The organism is Lactobacillus crispatus, assembly GCF_018987235.1.
In the GTDB taxonomy this organism is placed as follows: Bacteria; Bacillota; Bacilli; order Lactobacillales; family Lactobacillaceae; genus Lactobacillus; species Lactobacillus crispatus.
Genome location: NZ_CP072197.1, coordinates 858,451 through 876,750, shown reverse-complemented (window position 1 = coordinate 876,750; position 18,300 = coordinate 858,451). Strand labels below are relative to the sequence as shown.

Sequence of the window (18,300 nt, the reverse complement as noted above, 5' to 3'; positions counted from 1 at the left end):
TTTCTCCTTACAAATATTCATAATTATTTAATACTTTTTCATTATTATAGCAAAAAGGACGTCGTTACTAAACAAACGTCCTCAAAATTAATTATCCTTATTTTCATTATTTTGCAAAGTATACAAGTTATAGTAATAGCCTTTTTGCGCTAATAATTCTTCATGAGTACCGCGCTCAATAATTCGTCCTTTATCCAAAACAATGATTTGATCAGCATCGGCAATAGTTGAAAGCCGGTGGGCAATTGCTAGAGTGGTCCGTCCTTTACGTAACCGTTTTAGACCTTGCTGAATTAAAGTTTCAGTTTCGGTATCAACATTAGCAGTTGCTTCATCTAATACTAAAACTTTAGGGTCTGTGACTAAAGTTCTGGCAAAAGAAATTAGTTGCCGTTGCCCTTGACTAAATTCCTCTCCACCTTCAATTACCTTTGCATAGTATTTACCTGGCATTTTTTCAATAAATTGATCAGCTTGAACTGCTTTAGCCGCAGCCTTAATTTGAGCATCAGTAATCTGCTTATTATATAAACGAATATTAGAAGCGATATCGCCATAAAACATAAATGGCTCTTGCAAAACTAATCCAAGTTTTTTGCGTAACTCCTCTTTAGGATATTTACGAATATCAACATCATCGATTAAAACTTCACCTTGACCAAATTCATAAAAGCGCATCATCACATTAATAATTGAGCTTTTTCCTGAACCAGTATGTCCAACAATTCCTAATGTTTCGCCTGGGTTAACCACAAAAGAAATATCATGCAAAATTTCATGCTTGCCATCATATGAAAAACTCACATGCTTAAATTCAATCTTCCCTTTGCTAATTGTTAAGCCGGCTTGTGCATCTTGTTTAGGTTCATATTGCGTATCATCCAAAATATAAAAAATTCTTTTACCAGCAACAATCCCATCTTGGAAGAAAGTCATTTGGTCCATCATAGTTGAAATCGGGTTAAACAGCTGTGAAATATATTGTGAAAAAGCATATACCACACCGGCTGGTACAAAAGTCTCACGTAATGGAAAACCAAAATACATCAATGAAACAGCCAAGGCTAATGAATAAAGCAATGAGGTTAAAGGCGACAATAATAGTGAATTAACCCGAATCATATTAAAACGAGTATTCATTAACCCACCATTTTCGCCTTCAAAATTGTGGGTCATCCGTTTTTCCTGATTAAACTCTTGAATAACAGAGACTCCTTCAATTGATTCGTTCAAATTAGCGTTAATTCGACTAAGGCGTTCACGATAATTACGATAAAGTCGCGAACTTCTTTGAGAGTAAAGCCAAATAACAAATAACAGAATTGGCATAAAAAGCAAAATTAACCAGCCAGCAACTACATTAGTAGTAAACATCGCTACTAATGCTGTTACTACAGAGAAAACACCAATTACAAAAGTTGATAGAACAGTCAAAAAATTGCTCAAAGTCATTGTATCATTAGTAACTCTTGAAACAATTGAACCAGCTGGAGTTTGGTCAAAATAACGCATCCCTAATTTATGTAACTTACGGTAAAGCGCTCTTCTGACACTTTCTAATGTTTTCTCTGAGCCTAAGGCAAAGAAATATTGATAAGTAAACTGGATAATTGCCTTTAAAATAGAGCCTAAAGCATACAATAATCCTGCAAAAAGAATCACTTGCACCGTTGTATTTTGGTGTAACAAGAAATGATCTAAGAAATATTGCAACCCCCTTGGTAAAAGAATATTAATTATGCTGACAACGAAAGCTCCAACTAAAGCAATGATCATTTCAAATTTAAATTGCTTCACAAAGCCCATTAGTCGTTTAAAAATGTCAACTTGTTCTTTAAACGGAATTGTCTTCGACCAGACGGATTCATGTTGTTCTTCGTTATTCATCTACATCTTCACCCACCTTTGCTTGTAACTCTTGTCTACGCCACATTTCTGCATACCAACCATCTTCGTCTAAAAGTTGTTGGTGATTGCCTCGTTCAACGATTCGCCCATCTTTTAAAACTAAAATCAGATCCGCATCCATGACAGAAGTTAAGCGGTGAGCTGCAATCATCGTAGTCTTATCTGCTCGCTCTTTTCTTAATGATGACAAAATCTCAGTTTCGGTCTTTGCATCAACTGCTGACAATGCATCATCTAAAATCAAAATCTGACTATCTTTTAGCAATGCCCGAGCAATTGACATTCTCTGTCTTTGACCACCAGAAAGAGATAAGCCATTTTCACCAACTAAAGTTTCATAGCCTTTAGGCATTTGCAAAACATCATCATGCAAATCACTCTTCTTGGCTGCAGCTGCAATATCATCCTTATCTACATTTTCAGAAGAGAAAGCAATATTTTTGCCGATACTAGTTGAAAACAAGAAATTATTTTGAGGAACGTAGGAGATCTGACTGAGTAATACCTTTAGTGGAATATTTCTAATATCTTTGCCATTCAGAGTAATTTGACCATCATACTGATCAAATTCTCGCAAAAGCAGTTGAATAATTGTGGTTTTACCCGCACCAACTCGACCAACTAACCCTAAAGTTTGCCCAGGTTTTAAAGTGAAATTGACTTGCTTTAAAACTGGAATCTCTGGTTCATCAGGATAGGCAAATGATTTAATATTATATTTTAAATCACCTTGCAAATCTTTAACTGTAATACTCTGATCTGCATGAGCATCAGTAATTAATGGCTTTTCATTAAGCAATTTTTCTACTCGATCATAGCTAGCACTACCACGCTCTAGGATATTAAATAAATACCCTATTGCAAACATTGGCCAAACCATATTAGAAATATAAGCAATAAACGAAACTAATTGACCAATCGATAAAATTCGATTAATTACCAATAAGCCGCCATAAATAATGGTAATTACATATGTAGCACCAATGACTATGGTACCTAAAGGATCAAATAATGAATCCCAAACAAAAACTTTTTTATTAACATTGATTGTTTCATCAATCATTCGATCAAAGGCTGCAGTATCTTCTTTACCCTGACCAAAAGTTTTAAGCACTTTAATACCCGAAACGGATTCTTGTGTCTTATTATTCAACTTTGAAAACGCAGCTTGTGATTTATCAAAAGCATCATGTAGATGATCGCCTAGCTTCCAAGCTCCCAAAGCCAAAAATGGCAACGGTAATAAAGCGACAATTGTTAAACGCCAATCAACAAAAATAATCATTGCGATCATTGTTGACAGCCCCATAACTAAAGAATCAACTAAAGTTAAAACACCGTCTCCAGCTACATTCTGAATAGCGGAAACATCATTAGTGGCATGTGCCATTAAATCACCCGTTCGATGGCGCTGATAAAAAGTTCGGTCCATAATCATAAAATGATCGAATAACTTTGACCGCATCTGCCGTTCCAATTCTGCCGCTCCGCCCCAGATTTGCTTACGCCAGAAATAGCGCAAAATATAAAGAGTGAGCGCTGCGGCTAAAACGGCAATGATCAGCATTCCGTATTGGCCCCAGGAAATATGTCCTTGATCAAGTTGATCAGCCATCAAACCTAATACGCGCGGTGGTACTAAATTGGCTAAGGAAGTCAGCGCTAAGAAAGTAATCCCAATAATGTAGCGCTTTTTTTCAGCCTTAAAAAACCAACCTAGTTTGCTAAATATTCCCATATTTCACCTCATTTTAAAAATTGCACAAAAAAAGAGACAAAGAAAATCCTTCGCCTCTTTCCAAAAATAATCTAAATTAATTACCTTTGTTGGTGTTTCATCATGTTCATTACTTGATGTACCTTCTTATTTGAAGGCTTTTGTCCCATTTGAGACATCATAGCAACGATCATATCTTCACTAATAGGAGGATTTTCCTTAAAGTACTTCTTCATGTATGCTCTTGCACCATAGAAACCCGCTGTTGCACCAACCAAGAGCGCAACAATGATCAAAAAAATTGCTAAACCTAAATTCATCTTATTAAATCCTCCATCTAACTAACATTTATATTTTATCATAATCCTCTAACTTATTAAAAGAGCTAGTTAATCTTTTCTAAGTCCTTTTTTTCTTTGAGCACGTTTAGCTCGTTCTGAAGTAACTTCTTTACCATTCTTATCCAAGATAACCATGTTTTCAACATCTTGTTTAAAAGCTGCTCTAAAGTTAGCTAAAAACTTCTTATGCAGTTCTTTTCTTTCTGCTTCTTCTTCAGGAGTTAATCCTTCTTTTTCTTTCTTATGGTAAAGTTCATTAATTCGATCTGTTACCTTTTTTTCTTCTTCTTTACTCATTGCATCTTTATTATCCATAATAGTTCCACCTCACATTAACAATCATTAGTCTACCTTATTTTTTATCATAAAAAAAGTATAACTTCTTAAGAACGCCTGTTTGAGAATATTGACATTATCTGGTAGAATTAGGTTATAATATTAAGTACCATAAATACAAACGGAGAATTAAAAATGCCAAGAAAAACAAGCGATAAAAAGCAACTAGAAATTTTGCAATATATTTACGATACAGTTGAGAAACGGAGCATTCCACCTACAGTTAGAGAAATCTGTTCTGCAGTTGGTCTTTCTTCTACTTCCACTGTCCATGGTCATTTAGCTCGCCTTGAAAGAAAGGGCTGGCTAGTAAAAGACGCTACAAAACCTCGTGCTTTGGAAATTACCCGTGAGGGTAAAAAAGAGTTAGGTATCAAGCCAAAGGAAATTCCAGTTATCGGTGTGGTTACTGCAGGACAACCAATTCTGGCAGTTGAAGATATTGATGACTACTTTCCACTCCCACCAGACTTAAAAAGTGATGCTGGTGAACTCTTTATGCTCAAAGTCCACGGTGAAAGTATGATTAACGCTGGCATTTTAAACGGTGATAGCGTAATCGTACGCAAACAATCATCTGCCAACAATGGTGAAATCGTGGTGGCAATGACTGAAGAAAATGAAGCTACAGTTAAGCGTTTCTACAAAGAAAAGGATCACTACCGATTACAGCCAGAAAATGATACAATGGCTCCAATCATTTTACCTAAAGTTACAATTTTGGGTAAGGTAGTTAGCTTGTATCGTAATAACATTGACTAATTTCAATTTTGACCTAGATAATTTATCTAGGTCTTTCTTTATGCCAAAATTTCAGTTATTTTTTCTTCAAATAATGGTAACCATTTCTTTAGATAACCCGCACGAGTTGGATGAATTTCATCAGCCATATACAAAGCGTCTTGATGCTGAAAATCAGGATGATCGTATAAATCTAGAATCTCAACGCGACACTTTTGAGCCAGTTCGTGTACTCGTTCAACCATCTGTTTGTATAACGGATTAGCAAAATAAGGATTAGTATAAATTAAAATTGGACATTTCCACCTTGCTTGAGCCGTTGAAATCATATATTCCAAAGCTCCCGTAATGGTTTTGGTGTCAAAGTTTTGATTAGTAATTTTGCCTAGTTTTTTATTTTGATTTGCATCATTAGTTGAAAGTTGTAAGACAAAAACATCAGGTTGTGATTCGGTCAACTCTTCTCTAAAACGAGCAACATAAGAATCGTTTGGCTTATAAGTATCTTCATCAACTAAGGTCGTACCATTTTCTGCATCTTTAATTGCAGCAACGCCATCACGCTTCCAAAGATAATCAACAAAGCTTTCACCCAAAGCGCCAAAACCAAAAGTAACGGAAGAACCCAAAAATAAAATTTTCTTACCTATCAAAGGGCTCGCAACGGTTTGTACACTATTTAGACTATACTTACGACTATTTCCTGCTAAATAAGCAATATCAGTGTAATAACGTTGATGTAAAGCATGCTCATCTAGATCCATGCGTAATTCATTTAAAGCGATATCCGATAAATCATTATTTTGTCTAATTGGAATCAAAAAAGTTTCATTACTCATTTTCAGATTTTTCCTTTTCTACATACGGCTTGATTTTATCCCAATCTTTAATAATATCATCTGTTAGCTTGCGATTATAAAAAACAGCGGCAGGATGATATTCTGGGAAAATAGTGTATCTTTCTTTTGACCAAATATAGCCGTCTTTAGTTTCATTTAAACGTAAAATTGGTGTATTTTTAATTACTTGACCATGTTCAGCTGAAATCTTATGACCAGACCCCAAAAGACGTTCTAATCCCGTATTACCCAAGGCAACAATTAGTTTTGGTTGAGCATAGTCAATTTCAAAATCTAAGAAAGGCGCATGAGCTAGAATCTCTTTTTTGGTTGGCTTACGATTGGGATATTTGATTACTTCTTTATTTTCACGCTTGCTAAAAACCTTTTTGATTGCAAAAGGTCGACTTCTCACAGCAGATGTAATATATACCTGATCACGTGTCAGACCAATCTGCTTCAATGATTTATCCAATTCCTTACCCGCATCCCCGCTAAAGGGAATATTATTAACAATTTCATTTCGACCAGGAGCCTCACCGACAATCATTAATAAAGGATGTTGGGGACCCGAGCCAGAATTAATTCCTTCTAGCTGCATGCCTTTAGATCGTTCTTTCACTTCGTCAATCAGTTTTTTCGGATAATCCATTTTTCCATCTTCTTTTAAATTTTTGTTTTACTCGACTTTACTGGGGACATTTACAAATGTGGATAACTATTGGTTCTAACGCTAATTCCACATTTAATATTATTTTTTACAAAAATAGCTTCACAATAACAAATGCCTTTATATCAAGATTAGTAATAGATATCTGCCAGCTTTGTGATTTTTATCTTAGTTTCACAACCGTTTCACAGCTGAATTTTTTCACAATCTTTTTTCATCATTACTACTATACAGCCATTTTATCATTGTGATCTTTTTAAAATAAAAGGCTATCACCTTCTATTAAGATAATAGTCCTTTATGATATCAGTTTAAAAGTATTACACACAGACTAATTATGAAACAATGTCTGCAATATTAAATTAGTTGAACCGTGACGATAATCTAATGGTGATGCGCCATAGTCTTTTTCATTACCCCAATAAAGATAGTTTTTGGTACCTTTAACATGTAAATAAAGTTGAGGTGATTTTTTACCTTCTATTTTGGTTCTATCAACCGTTAGTTTAGCACCAGCACGATAAAGCACCTTTTTATTTTGCTTAAATTTGGCAGTATACGCATATGCATCATTTATTAAAGACACACTCACAGGTCCTTTATCCCACAACGTCTTACCATCTACTAAAGCAACGTCTGCCGCATTGATATATTGTGTTTTACTAATCTGAAAATAAGTATGATCACCTTGTTGAATTGCAGGTAAAGTCATCTTAGTTTTATTTTGATAATAATAAAATTGAGTATTAGCAGCCGCTTTCTTAGGTTTACCATAATAGTTTAAAACCATTCCTTGTTTTAGATTTTTATTCTTGACTTGCTTGCCTGTTGCATCATAAATAGGTGCATTATTATTTAAAAACACGGTTCCCTTGCCATTCAAAGTAGTTACTTGGCTGGCATCAATATAACCGCCCTTACCAATATTAAATAATTGCTTAGGCGAATTATAGTATGGTACCTCAATTTTTGGTTTTTGTTTACTAGTAAAATAATTCTTGCCACCATTATAGCTAACTAATTTTTTACCATTTTTATCATAAATATAATTTTTCTTGTGCCGAAAATGTAACTTGACCGTATTTGTGTTACCAAGCCAGGTTAACACATCGCTTTCTTTAACATAGCCTCCTTTACCAATCGAATAGTAAAGCTTACCACCAATAATTCGACTAGTTGGCACAGGAATCCCAGCTGCAAAGCGCTGCTGAATAATATAAGTCTTGCCACTATATTTTAAACGAGTACCAGCTTTGATATTTTGATGATATTTCGAATTATAATTACCTGCACGATCATAAATTATTGATGCTTTATTTACCTGGATTGTATTCTTAGCTGCTTGGGCTTTCTTCGTCGTTGCTTGTACCGTAGTCGTGATATTGGGAAAAGATAATATAGGTGCTACTGTCAATACGGTTGCTGCCACAAGTACAAATTTGCAATTGAACTTCATTTATTTCACCTCATTCATTCCATAACTCCATCATAGCATTTTATATACAACTTTTGGGTAGAAAAAAAGCCAGTTCCACTGGAACTGACCTTTTTATGATTGACGTTATGATTAACGACGTGCTTCAGCAATTCTTGCTGACTTGCCGTGACGTTCACGTAAGTAGTAAAGCTTAGCACGACGTACACGACCATGACGCTTAACTTCAACCTTAGCAACACGTGGATCGTTAACTGGGAAGGTTCTTTCAACACCAACACCTGAAGCAATCTTACGAACTGTGTAAGTAGCACCGATGCCAGTACCCTTCTTCTTGATTACAACGCCTTCGAACAACTGAATACGTTCGTGAGTACCTTCAACAACACGTACATGAACAGTAACAGTGTCACCTGCACGGAATGCAGGAATATCGTCACGAAGTTGTTCTTTAGTTAATTCTTGAATTAATGGATCCATAATATACTTTTCTCCTTCTTCGGCATTCATCAACGTACCAACGCCAGCGGAACACCCCTAAACTTATTCATTGTGGTCACGCCACGATGAATAGTATATCAAGTAGAGCTTGCTTAATCAAGCTCTGCTTTAATATCTGCCAACATTTTCTTTTCTTCAGTTGTTAAAACTCGTTCTTTGAGCAAATCAGGTCGATGCAAATATGTTGTTCTAAGAGCCTCTTTATGCCGCCATTGTGCAATTTTTTGATGATTGCCACTAGTCAATATCTCTGGCACCTTTTGCCCTTCAAAATCTGCTGGACGCGTATATTGCGGATATTCTAACAACCCATGTGAAAAGCTTTCTTCAACTGGACTAGCTGCATTGCCCAAAATACCAGGTAAAAGTCTTACTGTAGCATCAATCATACTCATTGTTGGCAATTCACCACCAGTTAAAACATAATCACCGATTGAAACAGTTTCGTCAGCCAAGTCATAAACCCGCTGATCAAAGCCCTCGTAATGTCCGCAAATAAAGGTTAATTCATCTTCTTTGGCCCAGCTTTGCGCCATTTTTTCATTAAAAGTTTTACCTTGTGGTGCAGTAATAATTACCTTACCTGTGGATGGTAACGAGTCAAGTGCTTTTTTAATCGGCATAATTTGCAAAACCATCCCAGCGCCACCACCATAGGGCGTATCATCAACATGATGATGTACATCGGTAGTGAAATTACGAAAATTAACTAAATTAAGCTCCCATTTTTTATCTTCAAGCCCACGTCCCAACATTGAAACTTGCAAAGGAGCAAACATATCAGGAAAAAGTGTCAATACATTAATCTTCATCGCGTAAGCCCTCCAATAACTCAACATAGACTTTTTTATTAGCTACATCTACTTTTTTAACCACCGATGCAATATTAGGAATCCAATACTCTTTACCATTATCTTCATGGACTAGCCAAATATCATTAGCACCAGGCGATTCAATATCAGTGATTTTACCCAAGCGCTTACCGGATTCTTCATCAATGACATCACAGTCAAAGATGTCCTTATAGTAATAAACGCCTTCAGGTAGTTCACCGCGGTCGGCTTCACTAACAACTAGTATTTTTCCTTTTAATTTTTCAGCCTGATCAATATCAGTAATCTCTGCAAATTGAATTAACCAAAATTGCTTAAAAGGTCTACTCTTAGCCACAGTTAAAACTTGAGAAGTTTCACCTTTGATTGCCAAATGCATCCCTATAGCAAAACGATCTTCAGGGAAATCAGTAATTACACTAACTTTAACTTCACCATTCAAACCGTGCGTAGTTAAAATCCGAGCAACATCGTAATATTCCATTTTTTCTCCTTTAGGTATAAAAAAAGCTTGAAGCACACGGCATCAAGCTCTTAATTAATAGCAAAATTACTTGTTGTATTTTGCATCGTGCAACTTAGCCATCAAGCCAGCACCTGAAAGAAGTGATCTAACAGTGTCTGAAGGTTGTGCACCTTTTTGTAACCATTCAAAGACCTTGTCTTCGTCAAGCTTCAATTCCTTTGGTTGTGAAACTGGGTTGTAGTAACCAACTTGTTCGATGAAGCGACCATCACGTGGCATACGTGAGTCTGCAACAACGATTCTGTAAAATGGCTTTCTCTTGGCACCAGCACGGTGCATACGAATTTTAACTGACATAAATTAATTTCCTCCTAAAACTTAACGATTAATAATATACCACCAAACTTAACAGGTGTAAAGTATTTTTCCTTAACAGTTTATTTTTTAAGAATGGAATCTTTTTACCTTGCGTAAACGCTTCTTCTTATTTTTCTTGAAATTCTTATTCATTCGGCGCATTGCCATCTTAGCCATTGGCGAATCCATTCCAGGCAAATTGCTCAAGCCCTTCATATTTCCTTTAGACATTTTACTCATCATGTCGCGCATTTGCTTAAACTGCTTAATCATCCTATTGACTTCAACTACAGGACGACCTGAACCAGCAGCTATTCTTCGGCGACGGCTTGGATTAAGCATATCAGGATTTTCTCGTTCCTCAGGAGTCATTGAATAAACAATTGCTTCAGTATGATCAATTTGCTTTTGATCAACATTTAGATTCTTTAATTGCGGATTATTAGCTAGTCCCGGAATCATCTTCATGATTTGGTCAAGAGGCCCCATTTTTTGAACTTGTTGCAATTGATCAACAAAATCATTGAAGTCAAAAGTATTTTCCCGCATCTTTTCAGCGACTTTTTCAGCTTCCTTAGCATCATAATCTTGTTGGGCTTTTTCAATTAAGGAAAGCATGTCACCCATACCTAAAATTCTGGATGCCATTCTATCTGGATGGAAAACATCTAAATCGCTTAATTTTTCACCTTGACCAGTAAATAAGATCGGCTTACCAGTTACCGCACGAATTGAAAGAGCTGCACCACCACGAGTATCACCATCTAACTTAGTCAAAATCACGCCCGTAACATCAAGGCGTTCGTCAAAGCCTTTGGCTACATCTGTTGCCGCCTGACCAGTCATGGCATCAACGACTAAAAGAATGTTATCAGGATGGGCTACTTTCTTTACCCGCTCTAATTCTTCCATTAAAGGTTCATCGATTTCTAAACGACCAGCTGTATCGATCAAAACATAGTCATTCTTGTTCTTTTCAGCCTCTGCAAGTCCATCTTGAACAATTTTAGCTACGTCTTTTTCTCCGTCTTCACTATATACTGGAACTTTTAACTGATCACCAATTTGTTTCAATTGATCAACAGCAGCCGGACGATAAATATCGCCAGCTATCAACAGCGGACGGGCCTTTTCGGTCTTTTGCAAATGATAGGCTAATTTACCCACAGTCGTAGTCTTACCAGTACCCTGCAAACCAGCCATCATAATGATAGTTGGAATATGCTTAGACTTGTTTAAAGGAACTGCTTCTTCACCCATCATCTTCGTTAACTGTTCATTAACGATCTTAATTACTTGTTGACCTGGGTTTAAACTTTCCTGAACTTCCTTGCCAAGGGCTTCTTTCTTAATGGTTTTAATAAAGTCCTTAACGACCTTAAAGTTAACGTCGGCTTCTAACAAAGCAAGTCGAATTTCACGACTAGCCTTATTAATATCTTCTTCTGAGACCTTACCTTTGCCAGTTAAATTTTTTAATGCTTTTTGAATTCTTTCACTTAAATTTTCAAAAGCCATGGGCTATTCTCCCCTCAATTGATTTAATAAATTGGTTATTTCTTTTTTAGCAGCTTCACTATCACCATTATCTAAAGATAAAAGCGTATCTGCCAAAACATCTTCAACCTGATTGTTGTCGCGCTTCATATGCAATTTCTCTTCATAGTTCTGAAGAATTTTACTTGAGCGCTTGAGATTATCATAGACAGCCTGACGAGATACTTGATGATTAGCAGCGATTTCGCCTAGAGACAAATCATTGTAGTAATAGTCTTCAAAATAAGATTGTTGCCCCTGGGTTAATAAAGAGCCATAGTAGGCATATAAATCGCCTAGCTCCTCGTTTTTAGTTAGTTCATCCATTGATTTTCACCAGTCTTTAGTATAACAAAGGTCATAAGCTAGTGCTAGATTAACCTATCTTAGATAACAATTTCTAAAAAAAGTGGAATTTCAAATATGTAGTAATTGATTTTTTAACGTATTTTTAATTATAATTAGATGGATATATTTTAACATAAGGAGGAGTTGCGTTGTGAATCTTTGGCAGAGAATGAACAGTAAAGAAGATCCACGCGTCTATGAAAATAAAGATGGACACCTGGTTCGCTCATTAAAAGTAAAGGACTTCTTAGCTCTAGGTGTTGGAACAATCGTCTCCGCTTCAATTTTCACTCTACCTGGTGAAGTTGCAGCTAAGCATACCGGCCCTGCAGTAGCGATTTCCTTTATTTTAGCAGCAATCGCTGCTGGTTTAGTGGCTTTTGCCTATGCAGAAATGGCTGCTGCAATGCCATTTGCAGGATCAGCTTATTCATGGATCAACGTAGTTTTAGGAGAATTCTGGGGTTGGGTAGCAGGATGGGCCCTTCTAGCAGAATATTTCATTGCTTTGGCTTTCGTCGGTTCGGGGCTTTCTGCTAACTTTAGAGCTCTAATCGCACCATTAGGTTGGAAACTACCCGCGTCATTATCTAACGCCTTTGGCAATAACGGTGGTATTATTGATATCATTTCTTTAGTTTCAATCTTGTTAGTTGCCTTATTAATTGGTCATGGTGTTTCAAGGGCAGCTCGCGTTGAAAATGCCTTAGTTGTATTAAAGGTGTTAGCCATTCTACTCTTTATTGCCGTTGGCGTTTTTGCAATTAAAAAAGTTAACTTCACCCCATTTATACCGAAATACAAGATGACTGCTAACGGTCCATTCGGTGGCTGGCAAGGAATCTATGCTGGTGTTTCAATGATTTTCTTATCTTACATTGGCTTTGATTCAATCGCCGCTAACTCAGCTGAGGCAATTAATCCACAAAAAACTATGCCTCGCGGCATTTTAGGCTCACTCGCTATTGCTGTTACTTTATTTGTCGGAGTTAGTTTAGTTTTAATTGGAATTATGCCTTATCAGAAGTATGCTAATTCCGCTGAACCAGTGGGTTTAGCCTTACGGTTTGCTGGTCATCCAATTGTTGCCATCATTGTCCAAACCATTGCTGTTTTAGGGATGTTCACTGCTTTGATTGGGATGAGTATGGCCGGTTCAAGATTGATCTATTCATTTGGCCGTGACGGGATGCTTCCTAAATGGCTGGGCAAGTTGAATGCAGATCGTCGACCTAATAATGCTTTATGGACATTAACAATCGTAGCAATTTTACTTGGAGCATTTTTCCCCTTCTCCATGTTGTCACAATTGGTTTCAGCTGGTACTTTAATTGCTTTTATGTTTGTTTCTTTAGGTATTTATAAGTTGCGTCCACGTGAAGGAAAAGACATTGATGATCCTTCATTCAAGATGCCATTTTATCCAGTTTTACCTGCTTTAGGTTTCATGGCTGCTTTAATTGTCTTCTTAGGGCTTGACTACCAAGCTAAACTTTATGCTGGTATTTGGTTTATTTTAGGCTTAATCATTTACTTTAGCTATGGTGTTCGTCATTCAATTTTAAATAAGCAAAATAAATAAAATTAATCTAAATACAGTTAAAAAGATCTGCATTTTGCAGATCTTTTTTCGTACCATTATTTTTTCAATACAATTCCTTCATAGAGTTTTACTGTAATTAAGTAATAAAGCAAATACAATACTAAAAAGATCGTAAATGGAATCCAAATTTTATCGTATGGATTAGCTAAAATCCCTTTGAAAAATTGTAGTCCAAATAATACATCAATCACACCCAAGACAGCCGGTAAAGCGAACAAGGTACCAATCTCCGCTTTAATCGAGCTCTTTAATAACTTACGTCTTGATCCGACCTTCCACAACATTTCATATCGAGGACGATCACTGTTTGCTCCTGATAGCACTTTAAACATTAAGGTTGAAGCTAACATAGCTAAGAAAGCTAAGCCTAAGAAGAAGCCCATAAATTCAAAACCTGACGCAACGCTTGCTACTAAGCGATATTGAGCAGATTTAGAATTATTCAGAGAAACATAAACTCCTTGTGCATCCTTAGTAACTGTCTGGTCAAGTGACATCTTTTGCAATTTTTCAATATTATTAAAATTACTTCTAAAGTTATTGATTAATAGCAAGGTTACTTGTTTGTTTTTTCCAGGAATCTTCACATATTCAGCTGGAGTTACAACTTTAACCTCATAATCAGAATAAGGTGTTAAACTAGCAAGTTGGAAATTCATCTCTTGTTTTTTATTCTTTACACCTGCAACTGTAATCGTCTTTGTCTTCCAATTCATTTGGTCGCCGTTCTTTCGACCAGATTGGAATTTGATTTTTTTCTTAGCAATTTCTTGGTCAGTAACATATAGAACAGGAAACTTCTTTTTCCCATTGACCTTATAATTCAAAGTCGTTTGTTTTCTAACGGCAACTTTTTTAAGTTGTTGATTAACTTTAGCATCCCTTTTATACAACACAGCATCATAATATGTTGCCTGAAGAGCAGTCTCTGTCATATTATTAAAGTTTAATCCAACAGTGATCGCACCTAATGCTAGAGCAAAAAGCAAGGAAATAACAGTTAAAACTCTATTGTAATCACCTAACCTAAATTTTAGCTGACCTAAGGTAAAAGAATGCAGTTTACTGTATTTAAACTTTTTATTTTTCCGTAAAGCATTGATAACTGTAGTAAATACAGAATCAAATACAAAATATGAACCAGCCAAAATAGTGACAAAACCAATTTCAACCGATTTAATTTGCAACTGATGGTAATCCCACATTGCCCAGTAGCCAATGGCTAGAAGGGCAAGGCCTAGAATTACTTCAGTTGCTTTCCAGATTCGGTTATTACGTAACTTAACTGGTTTTTGATCCTCATGCAAAAGCTTGATTACACTAGTACTTACCAATTTGTGCCGATTCCAAATTGCAGCCAAGAAGAATAAAACTACAAAGAAAACAACTGTCCATAAAATAGCCGGTAAATAAAAGCCTAAGAATTTATGCAGCTGCAAACCCAGTTGAGAGATTAATAACTGAGAAACAACTTGAGTCAAGCCGATACCAATTAAAATTCCTAATGCAGTAGCGAGTAAACCAATAACAACCGTCTCTGTAAAAATTAAACGGCCAATTTTACTATTTCTCGCTCCTAGGATCATATAAGTACCATAATCTTTTTTACGCATACTAAGCAAAAAACTATTTGCGTAAACAATATAGACTAGGGTAATAATAGCTAATAGCGCTATCCCAAAAATAAAGACCATCTGGGTAATTGAAAAGGCAATGGCCATTGAACCCTTAAGAAAAGCTGGATTAATTGCAATGGTCATAAACATATAAAAGATTGCAGCAGCTAGAGTTAGCCCCGAAAACAAAACAGCATAATCTTTAAAGCGACTTTTTAGCCCTGTTAGTGATAATTTCCAAAGCACGTCTATACCTCCCTCTAACGTCTACCTAATTCAGCAATAATATCTTGATAAAATTCTTCTCTGGTCTTATTTTCTTTTTTAATTTCTTTGCCGATTTTTCCATCTTTGATGAACAAAATTCTTTGAGCGTAAGAAGCTGAATAAGGATCATGCGTTACCATCAGAATCGAAACTTGATCATTCTTATTCAAGTCTGCCATTGTTTTCAATAATTCCGTAGCTGATTGTGAATCTAAAGCTCCTGTAGGTTCATCACCATATAAAATTGCCGGATTATGGACCAATGCTCGAGCTGAAGCAACACGCTGTTTTTGACCACCAGAAATTTCAGCTGGGTATTTGTCCAAGATAGATTCTATCCCCAATCTTTTGGCAATCGCCATTGCTTTTCCGTCAATCTCCTTTGCCTTCACTCCTTGAAGCGATAATGGCAAGGCTATATTCTCGCGATTAGTCAAATTATCTAGCAAGTTGAAATCTTGAAAAATAAAGCCAATTTCTTTTCCGCGAAAATCTGCCATTTGATTGTTCTTAAGTGCAGTAATGTCTTGCTTATTGACTAAAACATGTCCACTAGTTGGCTTATCTAACGTCGACAAGATATTCAATAAAGTTGTCTTTCCTGAACCAGAAGCACCCATAATGCCAACGAATTCACCTTGTTCAATGGCAAAGCTAATTCCTTTTAAAGCTTGGTATTGCTTCTCACCTTTTTTACCATAAGTCTTAGTTACTTGATCCACTCTTAAAATTTCTGACATTTTTATCCTTTCACCAATAATATTACTGTTCTATTTACTTAATACAGTAATATTATATTAAAGATTTGTCAATAATTTTTGCATAAAAAAACTCCAAAAGTAATTAACTTCTGGAGTTCTACTATTTTACATTACTTATTGTCTTCACTCGACTTAAGCATCTTTTTCAGTACATTAACCAAGCCAAGAGTTTCATCTTTACTGAGCATCCCTGTAATAGTTTGGTCAGTTTCTGCACGGTGCTTTTCAACTTTCTTGCACAAATCTTTCCCTGCTTCAGTTTCAATAACCGTGTCATCATCGACCCTAATCAAATCTTTGGCAGCCAATTTTTTTGTCAAAGATTTGACCTTGTCATTAGTTACATGCAATTCTTTCGCCAACTTTTCAAAAGTTTTGCCATGCTGATGATGATTTAATTCAATAAGCATTTCCAGTTCATTAGCATTAATACCAAATTTTTTTAAATCGTCATTCATTTGTTTTTCAACTTCATTGTTAATCTTAGTAAAAAATGAGCCAATAATACCTTCTGCCATTGTCTATATTCCTTTCATTTCACATATTATAAAAAACAGCCCTTTTTCGAGCTGTTTTGAATTTATTAAAGATTTTCATCCATATTGAAAGTAAGTTTGGACATGTTGATTGATTCAATCATCATTTGACCCCAAAGCTTTTCAGTTTCCTTACGAGTATGGGCAACAGTCTTTTGATTTTCCTTAGTCAAATATTCAGTTAACTCATCACCTGATTTACCTTCTGCACCAGCAATAATTTCTTCAACTCGACCTCTGAAGTAGCGGTTAAGTTCAGTTAAATAAGTAGTATCAAGCTGAACAAATTGTGGGTAATGACTTTCAACGATAGCTGCAAATGACTTGTAATACCACCATGCATCATTCATATTGTAATCCATTGAGGTATTGTTATATGAAGGATCAGTATCATTCATATTAGCAAAGAATGGTACAAATGGAGTGAAAGTTGGACCACCAATACATAACCACATAATAGCCGCACGATCTGCTGGAACATCACTTCTAATTTGCAAAATATGAGCATTTTGCGTACGGTTCAAACCGATTGGACGGTAGCGATGTTTTTCTTCATCCGTACCCTTACCAAATGGATCATACGGGGTATCTTGGTAGTGTGAACCTAAAGCAAATTGAATATCTTCCTTAGTGATCTTCTTAGCTGCCTTACGAATAAATGGAATATCGCCATCTTGTGGGTCTTGTTCAATTTCGGGATTGAACAATTTTTGAATATACCATTGACGGTTGGTGTTGTAGTGACGATCTTGTTCAGTATAGGTACCAAAAATATGACGGAAGTTCCAGCCTTCATGATCTGGGTTCAAATGGTGTTCTTCAACAAATTCTTGAATACCTTCACTCCACATGAAGTAATCAGGATTATCAAAGTCAACTTGTTCAATCGCAACTCGATTACCAGTTGCAGCGTAACAATCATCTGGAATGCGCTCAGCTACCCAGTGGTGACCTGTAACAATTTCCATGTACCAAATTTCATCTTTATCACTGAATAAAACTGAGTTACCAGCTGGTGAACCGTACTTAGCAATTAACTTACCTAAATATTGCACACCATCACGAGCTGAATGAATGTATGGCAAAACAGAAGTCTGCATGCAGTCTTCATCTAATCCATCTTTAACAAGTGGATCAAATGCTAAAGTTCTCTCATTACCATAAGTTGATTCAGTACATGACATTGCAACGTTTTCTTGGTTAATTCCACTTTCATCGTAGTAACCACGATGCTTGTAATCAACATTAGGAACAGCTGGTACACGTTGCGCATCTTCTGGCAAGTCCATTTCAAACTTGTTTAACCATGACTTAATATGTTTCTTTTCACCATGACGAGCTGGCTCAATAATGAACTTTTGTGGGGTAATTGGACGAAAAGTGTCATCATTACGAGCAATCATAGTGGTGCCATCAATCGAGGCATTTTTACCAACTAAGATAGTAGTACAAGCACTATATTCTTTCATAAAATTCTCCTTATAAAACT

General features: G+C 36.1%; 19 protein-coding genes. 2 read left to right on the top strand and 17 right to left on the bottom strand.

The genetic code is table 11. The features are described from left to right. Positions 1 to 87: 87 nt before the first annotated feature. The 4 genes from J6L97_RS04315 to J6L97_RS04300 form a co-directional block, all read right to left on the bottom strand. Positions 88 to 1,887: an ABC transporter ATP-binding protein gene (locus J6L97_RS04315; RefSeq protein ID WP_057726607.1), complete on the bottom strand. Its 1,800-nt coding sequence runs from the start codon at positions 1,885 to 1,887 to the stop codon at positions 88 to 90. After that, positions 1,880 to 3,646 carry an ABC transporter ATP-binding protein gene (locus J6L97_RS04310; RefSeq protein WP_057726608.1) on the bottom strand — a complete coding sequence of 589 codons (1,767 nt, stop codon included), beginning with the start codon at positions 3,644 to 3,646 and terminating at the stop codon, positions 1,880 to 1,882. Before J6L97_RS04310 ends, J6L97_RS04315 begins: the two co-directional genes overlap by 8 nt. Positions 3,647 to 3,726: 80 nt before the next feature. Then, complete coding sequence (locus J6L97_RS04305) at positions 3,727 to 3,945, bottom strand: YneF family protein (RefSeq protein WP_057726609.1); 219 nt, start codon at positions 3,943 to 3,945, stop codon at positions 3,727 to 3,729. A gap of 69 nt (positions 3,946 to 4,014) precedes the next feature. After that, positions 4,015 to 4,281: a DUF896 domain-containing protein gene (locus J6L97_RS04300; RefSeq protein ID WP_013086506.1), complete on the bottom strand. Its 267-nt coding sequence runs from the start codon at positions 4,279 to 4,281 to the stop codon at positions 4,015 to 4,017. 156 nt (positions 4,282 to 4,437) lie between these two features. On the opposite strand from J6L97_RS04300, the gene lexA reads away from it, so the two are divergent. Continuing rightward, a complete protein-coding gene (gene lexA, locus J6L97_RS04295) occupies positions 4,438 to 5,064 on the top strand; it encodes a transcriptional repressor LexA (protein ID WP_005719307.1) in 627 nt (208 codons plus the stop codon). Positions 5,065 to 5,102: 38 nt separating this feature from the next. Here the strand turns inward: lexA and J6L97_RS04290 are convergent, their stop codons facing one another. The 9 genes from J6L97_RS04290 to ylxM form a co-directional block, all read right to left on the bottom strand. Next, entirely contained in the window at positions 5,103 to 5,882 is a 780-nt protein-coding gene (locus J6L97_RS04290) for an SGNH/GDSL hydrolase family protein (protein WP_013086507.1), read from the bottom strand. Then, positions 5,875 to 6,534, bottom strand: coding sequence for a uracil-DNA glycosylase (locus J6L97_RS04285; protein WP_023488729.1), 660 nt, complete (start codon positions 6,532 to 6,534; stop codon positions 5,875 to 5,877). Before J6L97_RS04285 ends, J6L97_RS04290 begins: the two co-directional genes overlap by 8 nt. Positions 6,535 to 6,883: 349 nt before the next feature. Continuing rightward, the gene (locus J6L97_RS04280) at positions 6,884 to 8,008 is read right to left on the bottom strand and encodes an SLAP domain-containing protein (RefSeq protein ID WP_057726610.1); all 1,125 of its coding nucleotides are present in this window, start codon (positions 8,006 to 8,008) and stop codon (positions 6,884 to 6,886) included. Positions 8,009 to 8,119: 111 nt separating this feature from the next. After that, positions 8,120 to 8,467, bottom strand: coding sequence for a 50S ribosomal protein L19 (gene rplS / locus J6L97_RS04275; RefSeq protein ID WP_005722007.1), 348 nt, complete (start codon positions 8,465 to 8,467; stop codon positions 8,120 to 8,122). A 113-nt stretch (positions 8,468 to 8,580) separates the two neighbouring features. Further along, positions 8,581 to 9,300 carry a tRNA (guanosine(37)-N1)-methyltransferase TrmD gene (gene trmD / locus J6L97_RS04270; RefSeq protein ID WP_057726611.1) on the bottom strand — a complete coding sequence of 240 codons (720 nt, stop codon included), beginning with the start codon at positions 9,298 to 9,300 and terminating at the stop codon, positions 8,581 to 8,583. Beyond that, entirely contained in the window at positions 9,290 to 9,805 is a 516-nt protein-coding gene (rimM, locus tag J6L97_RS04265; RefSeq protein ID WP_057726612.1) for a ribosome maturation factor RimM, read from the bottom strand. The genes trmD and rimM overlap by 11 nt, the downstream gene beginning before the upstream one ends. A 66-nt stretch (positions 9,806 to 9,871) precedes the next feature. Further along, positions 9,872 to 10,144: a 30S ribosomal protein S16 gene (rpsP, locus tag J6L97_RS04260; protein WP_054832829.1), complete on the bottom strand. Its 273-nt coding sequence runs from the start codon at positions 10,142 to 10,144 to the stop codon at positions 9,872 to 9,874. An 87-nt stretch (positions 10,145 to 10,231) separates the two neighbouring features. After that, on the bottom strand, positions 10,232 to 11,662 hold the full coding sequence (gene ffh / locus J6L97_RS04255; protein ID WP_057726613.1) for a signal recognition particle protein: 1,431 nt from the start codon (positions 11,660 to 11,662) through the stop codon (positions 10,232 to 10,234). A 3-nt stretch (positions 11,663 to 11,665) separates the two neighbouring features. Further along, complete coding sequence (gene ylxM, locus J6L97_RS04250) at positions 11,666 to 12,007, bottom strand: YlxM family DNA-binding protein (RefSeq protein WP_005719331.1); 342 nt, start codon at positions 12,005 to 12,007, stop codon at positions 11,666 to 11,668. A 172-nt stretch (positions 12,008 to 12,179) separates the two neighbouring features. Here ylxM and J6L97_RS04245 point away from each other — a divergent pair, with 172 nt between their 5' ends. Continuing rightward, a complete protein-coding gene (locus J6L97_RS04245; protein WP_013086513.1) occupies positions 12,180 to 13,610 on the top strand; it encodes an APC family permease in 1,431 nt (476 codons plus the stop codon). Positions 13,611 to 13,666: 56 nt separating this feature from the next. On the opposite strand, the gene J6L97_RS04240 is transcribed toward J6L97_RS04245, so the two are convergent. The 4 genes from J6L97_RS04240 to J6L97_RS04225 form a co-directional block, all read right to left on the bottom strand. After that, a complete protein-coding gene (locus J6L97_RS04240; RefSeq protein ID WP_005719335.1) occupies positions 13,667 to 15,493 on the bottom strand; it encodes an FtsX-like permease family protein in 1,827 nt (608 codons plus the stop codon). A 14-nt stretch (positions 15,494 to 15,507) separates the two neighbouring features. Beyond that, positions 15,508 to 16,254 (bottom strand): ABC transporter ATP-binding protein, encoded by a 747-nt coding sequence (locus tag J6L97_RS04235; RefSeq protein WP_013086514.1) that lies wholly within the window; start codon positions 16,252 to 16,254, stop codon positions 15,508 to 15,510. Between the two features lie 131 nt (positions 16,255 to 16,385). Beyond that, a complete protein-coding gene (locus J6L97_RS04230) occupies positions 16,386 to 16,793 on the bottom strand; it encodes a MarR family winged helix-turn-helix transcriptional regulator (protein WP_057726614.1) in 408 nt (135 codons plus the stop codon). A gap of 65 nt (positions 16,794 to 16,858) precedes the next feature. Next, positions 16,859 to 18,280 (bottom strand): C69 family dipeptidase, encoded by a 1,422-nt coding sequence (locus J6L97_RS04225; RefSeq protein WP_013086515.1) that lies wholly within the window; start codon positions 18,278 to 18,280, stop codon positions 16,859 to 16,861. Between the last annotated feature and the right edge of the window lie 20 nt (positions 18,281 to 18,300).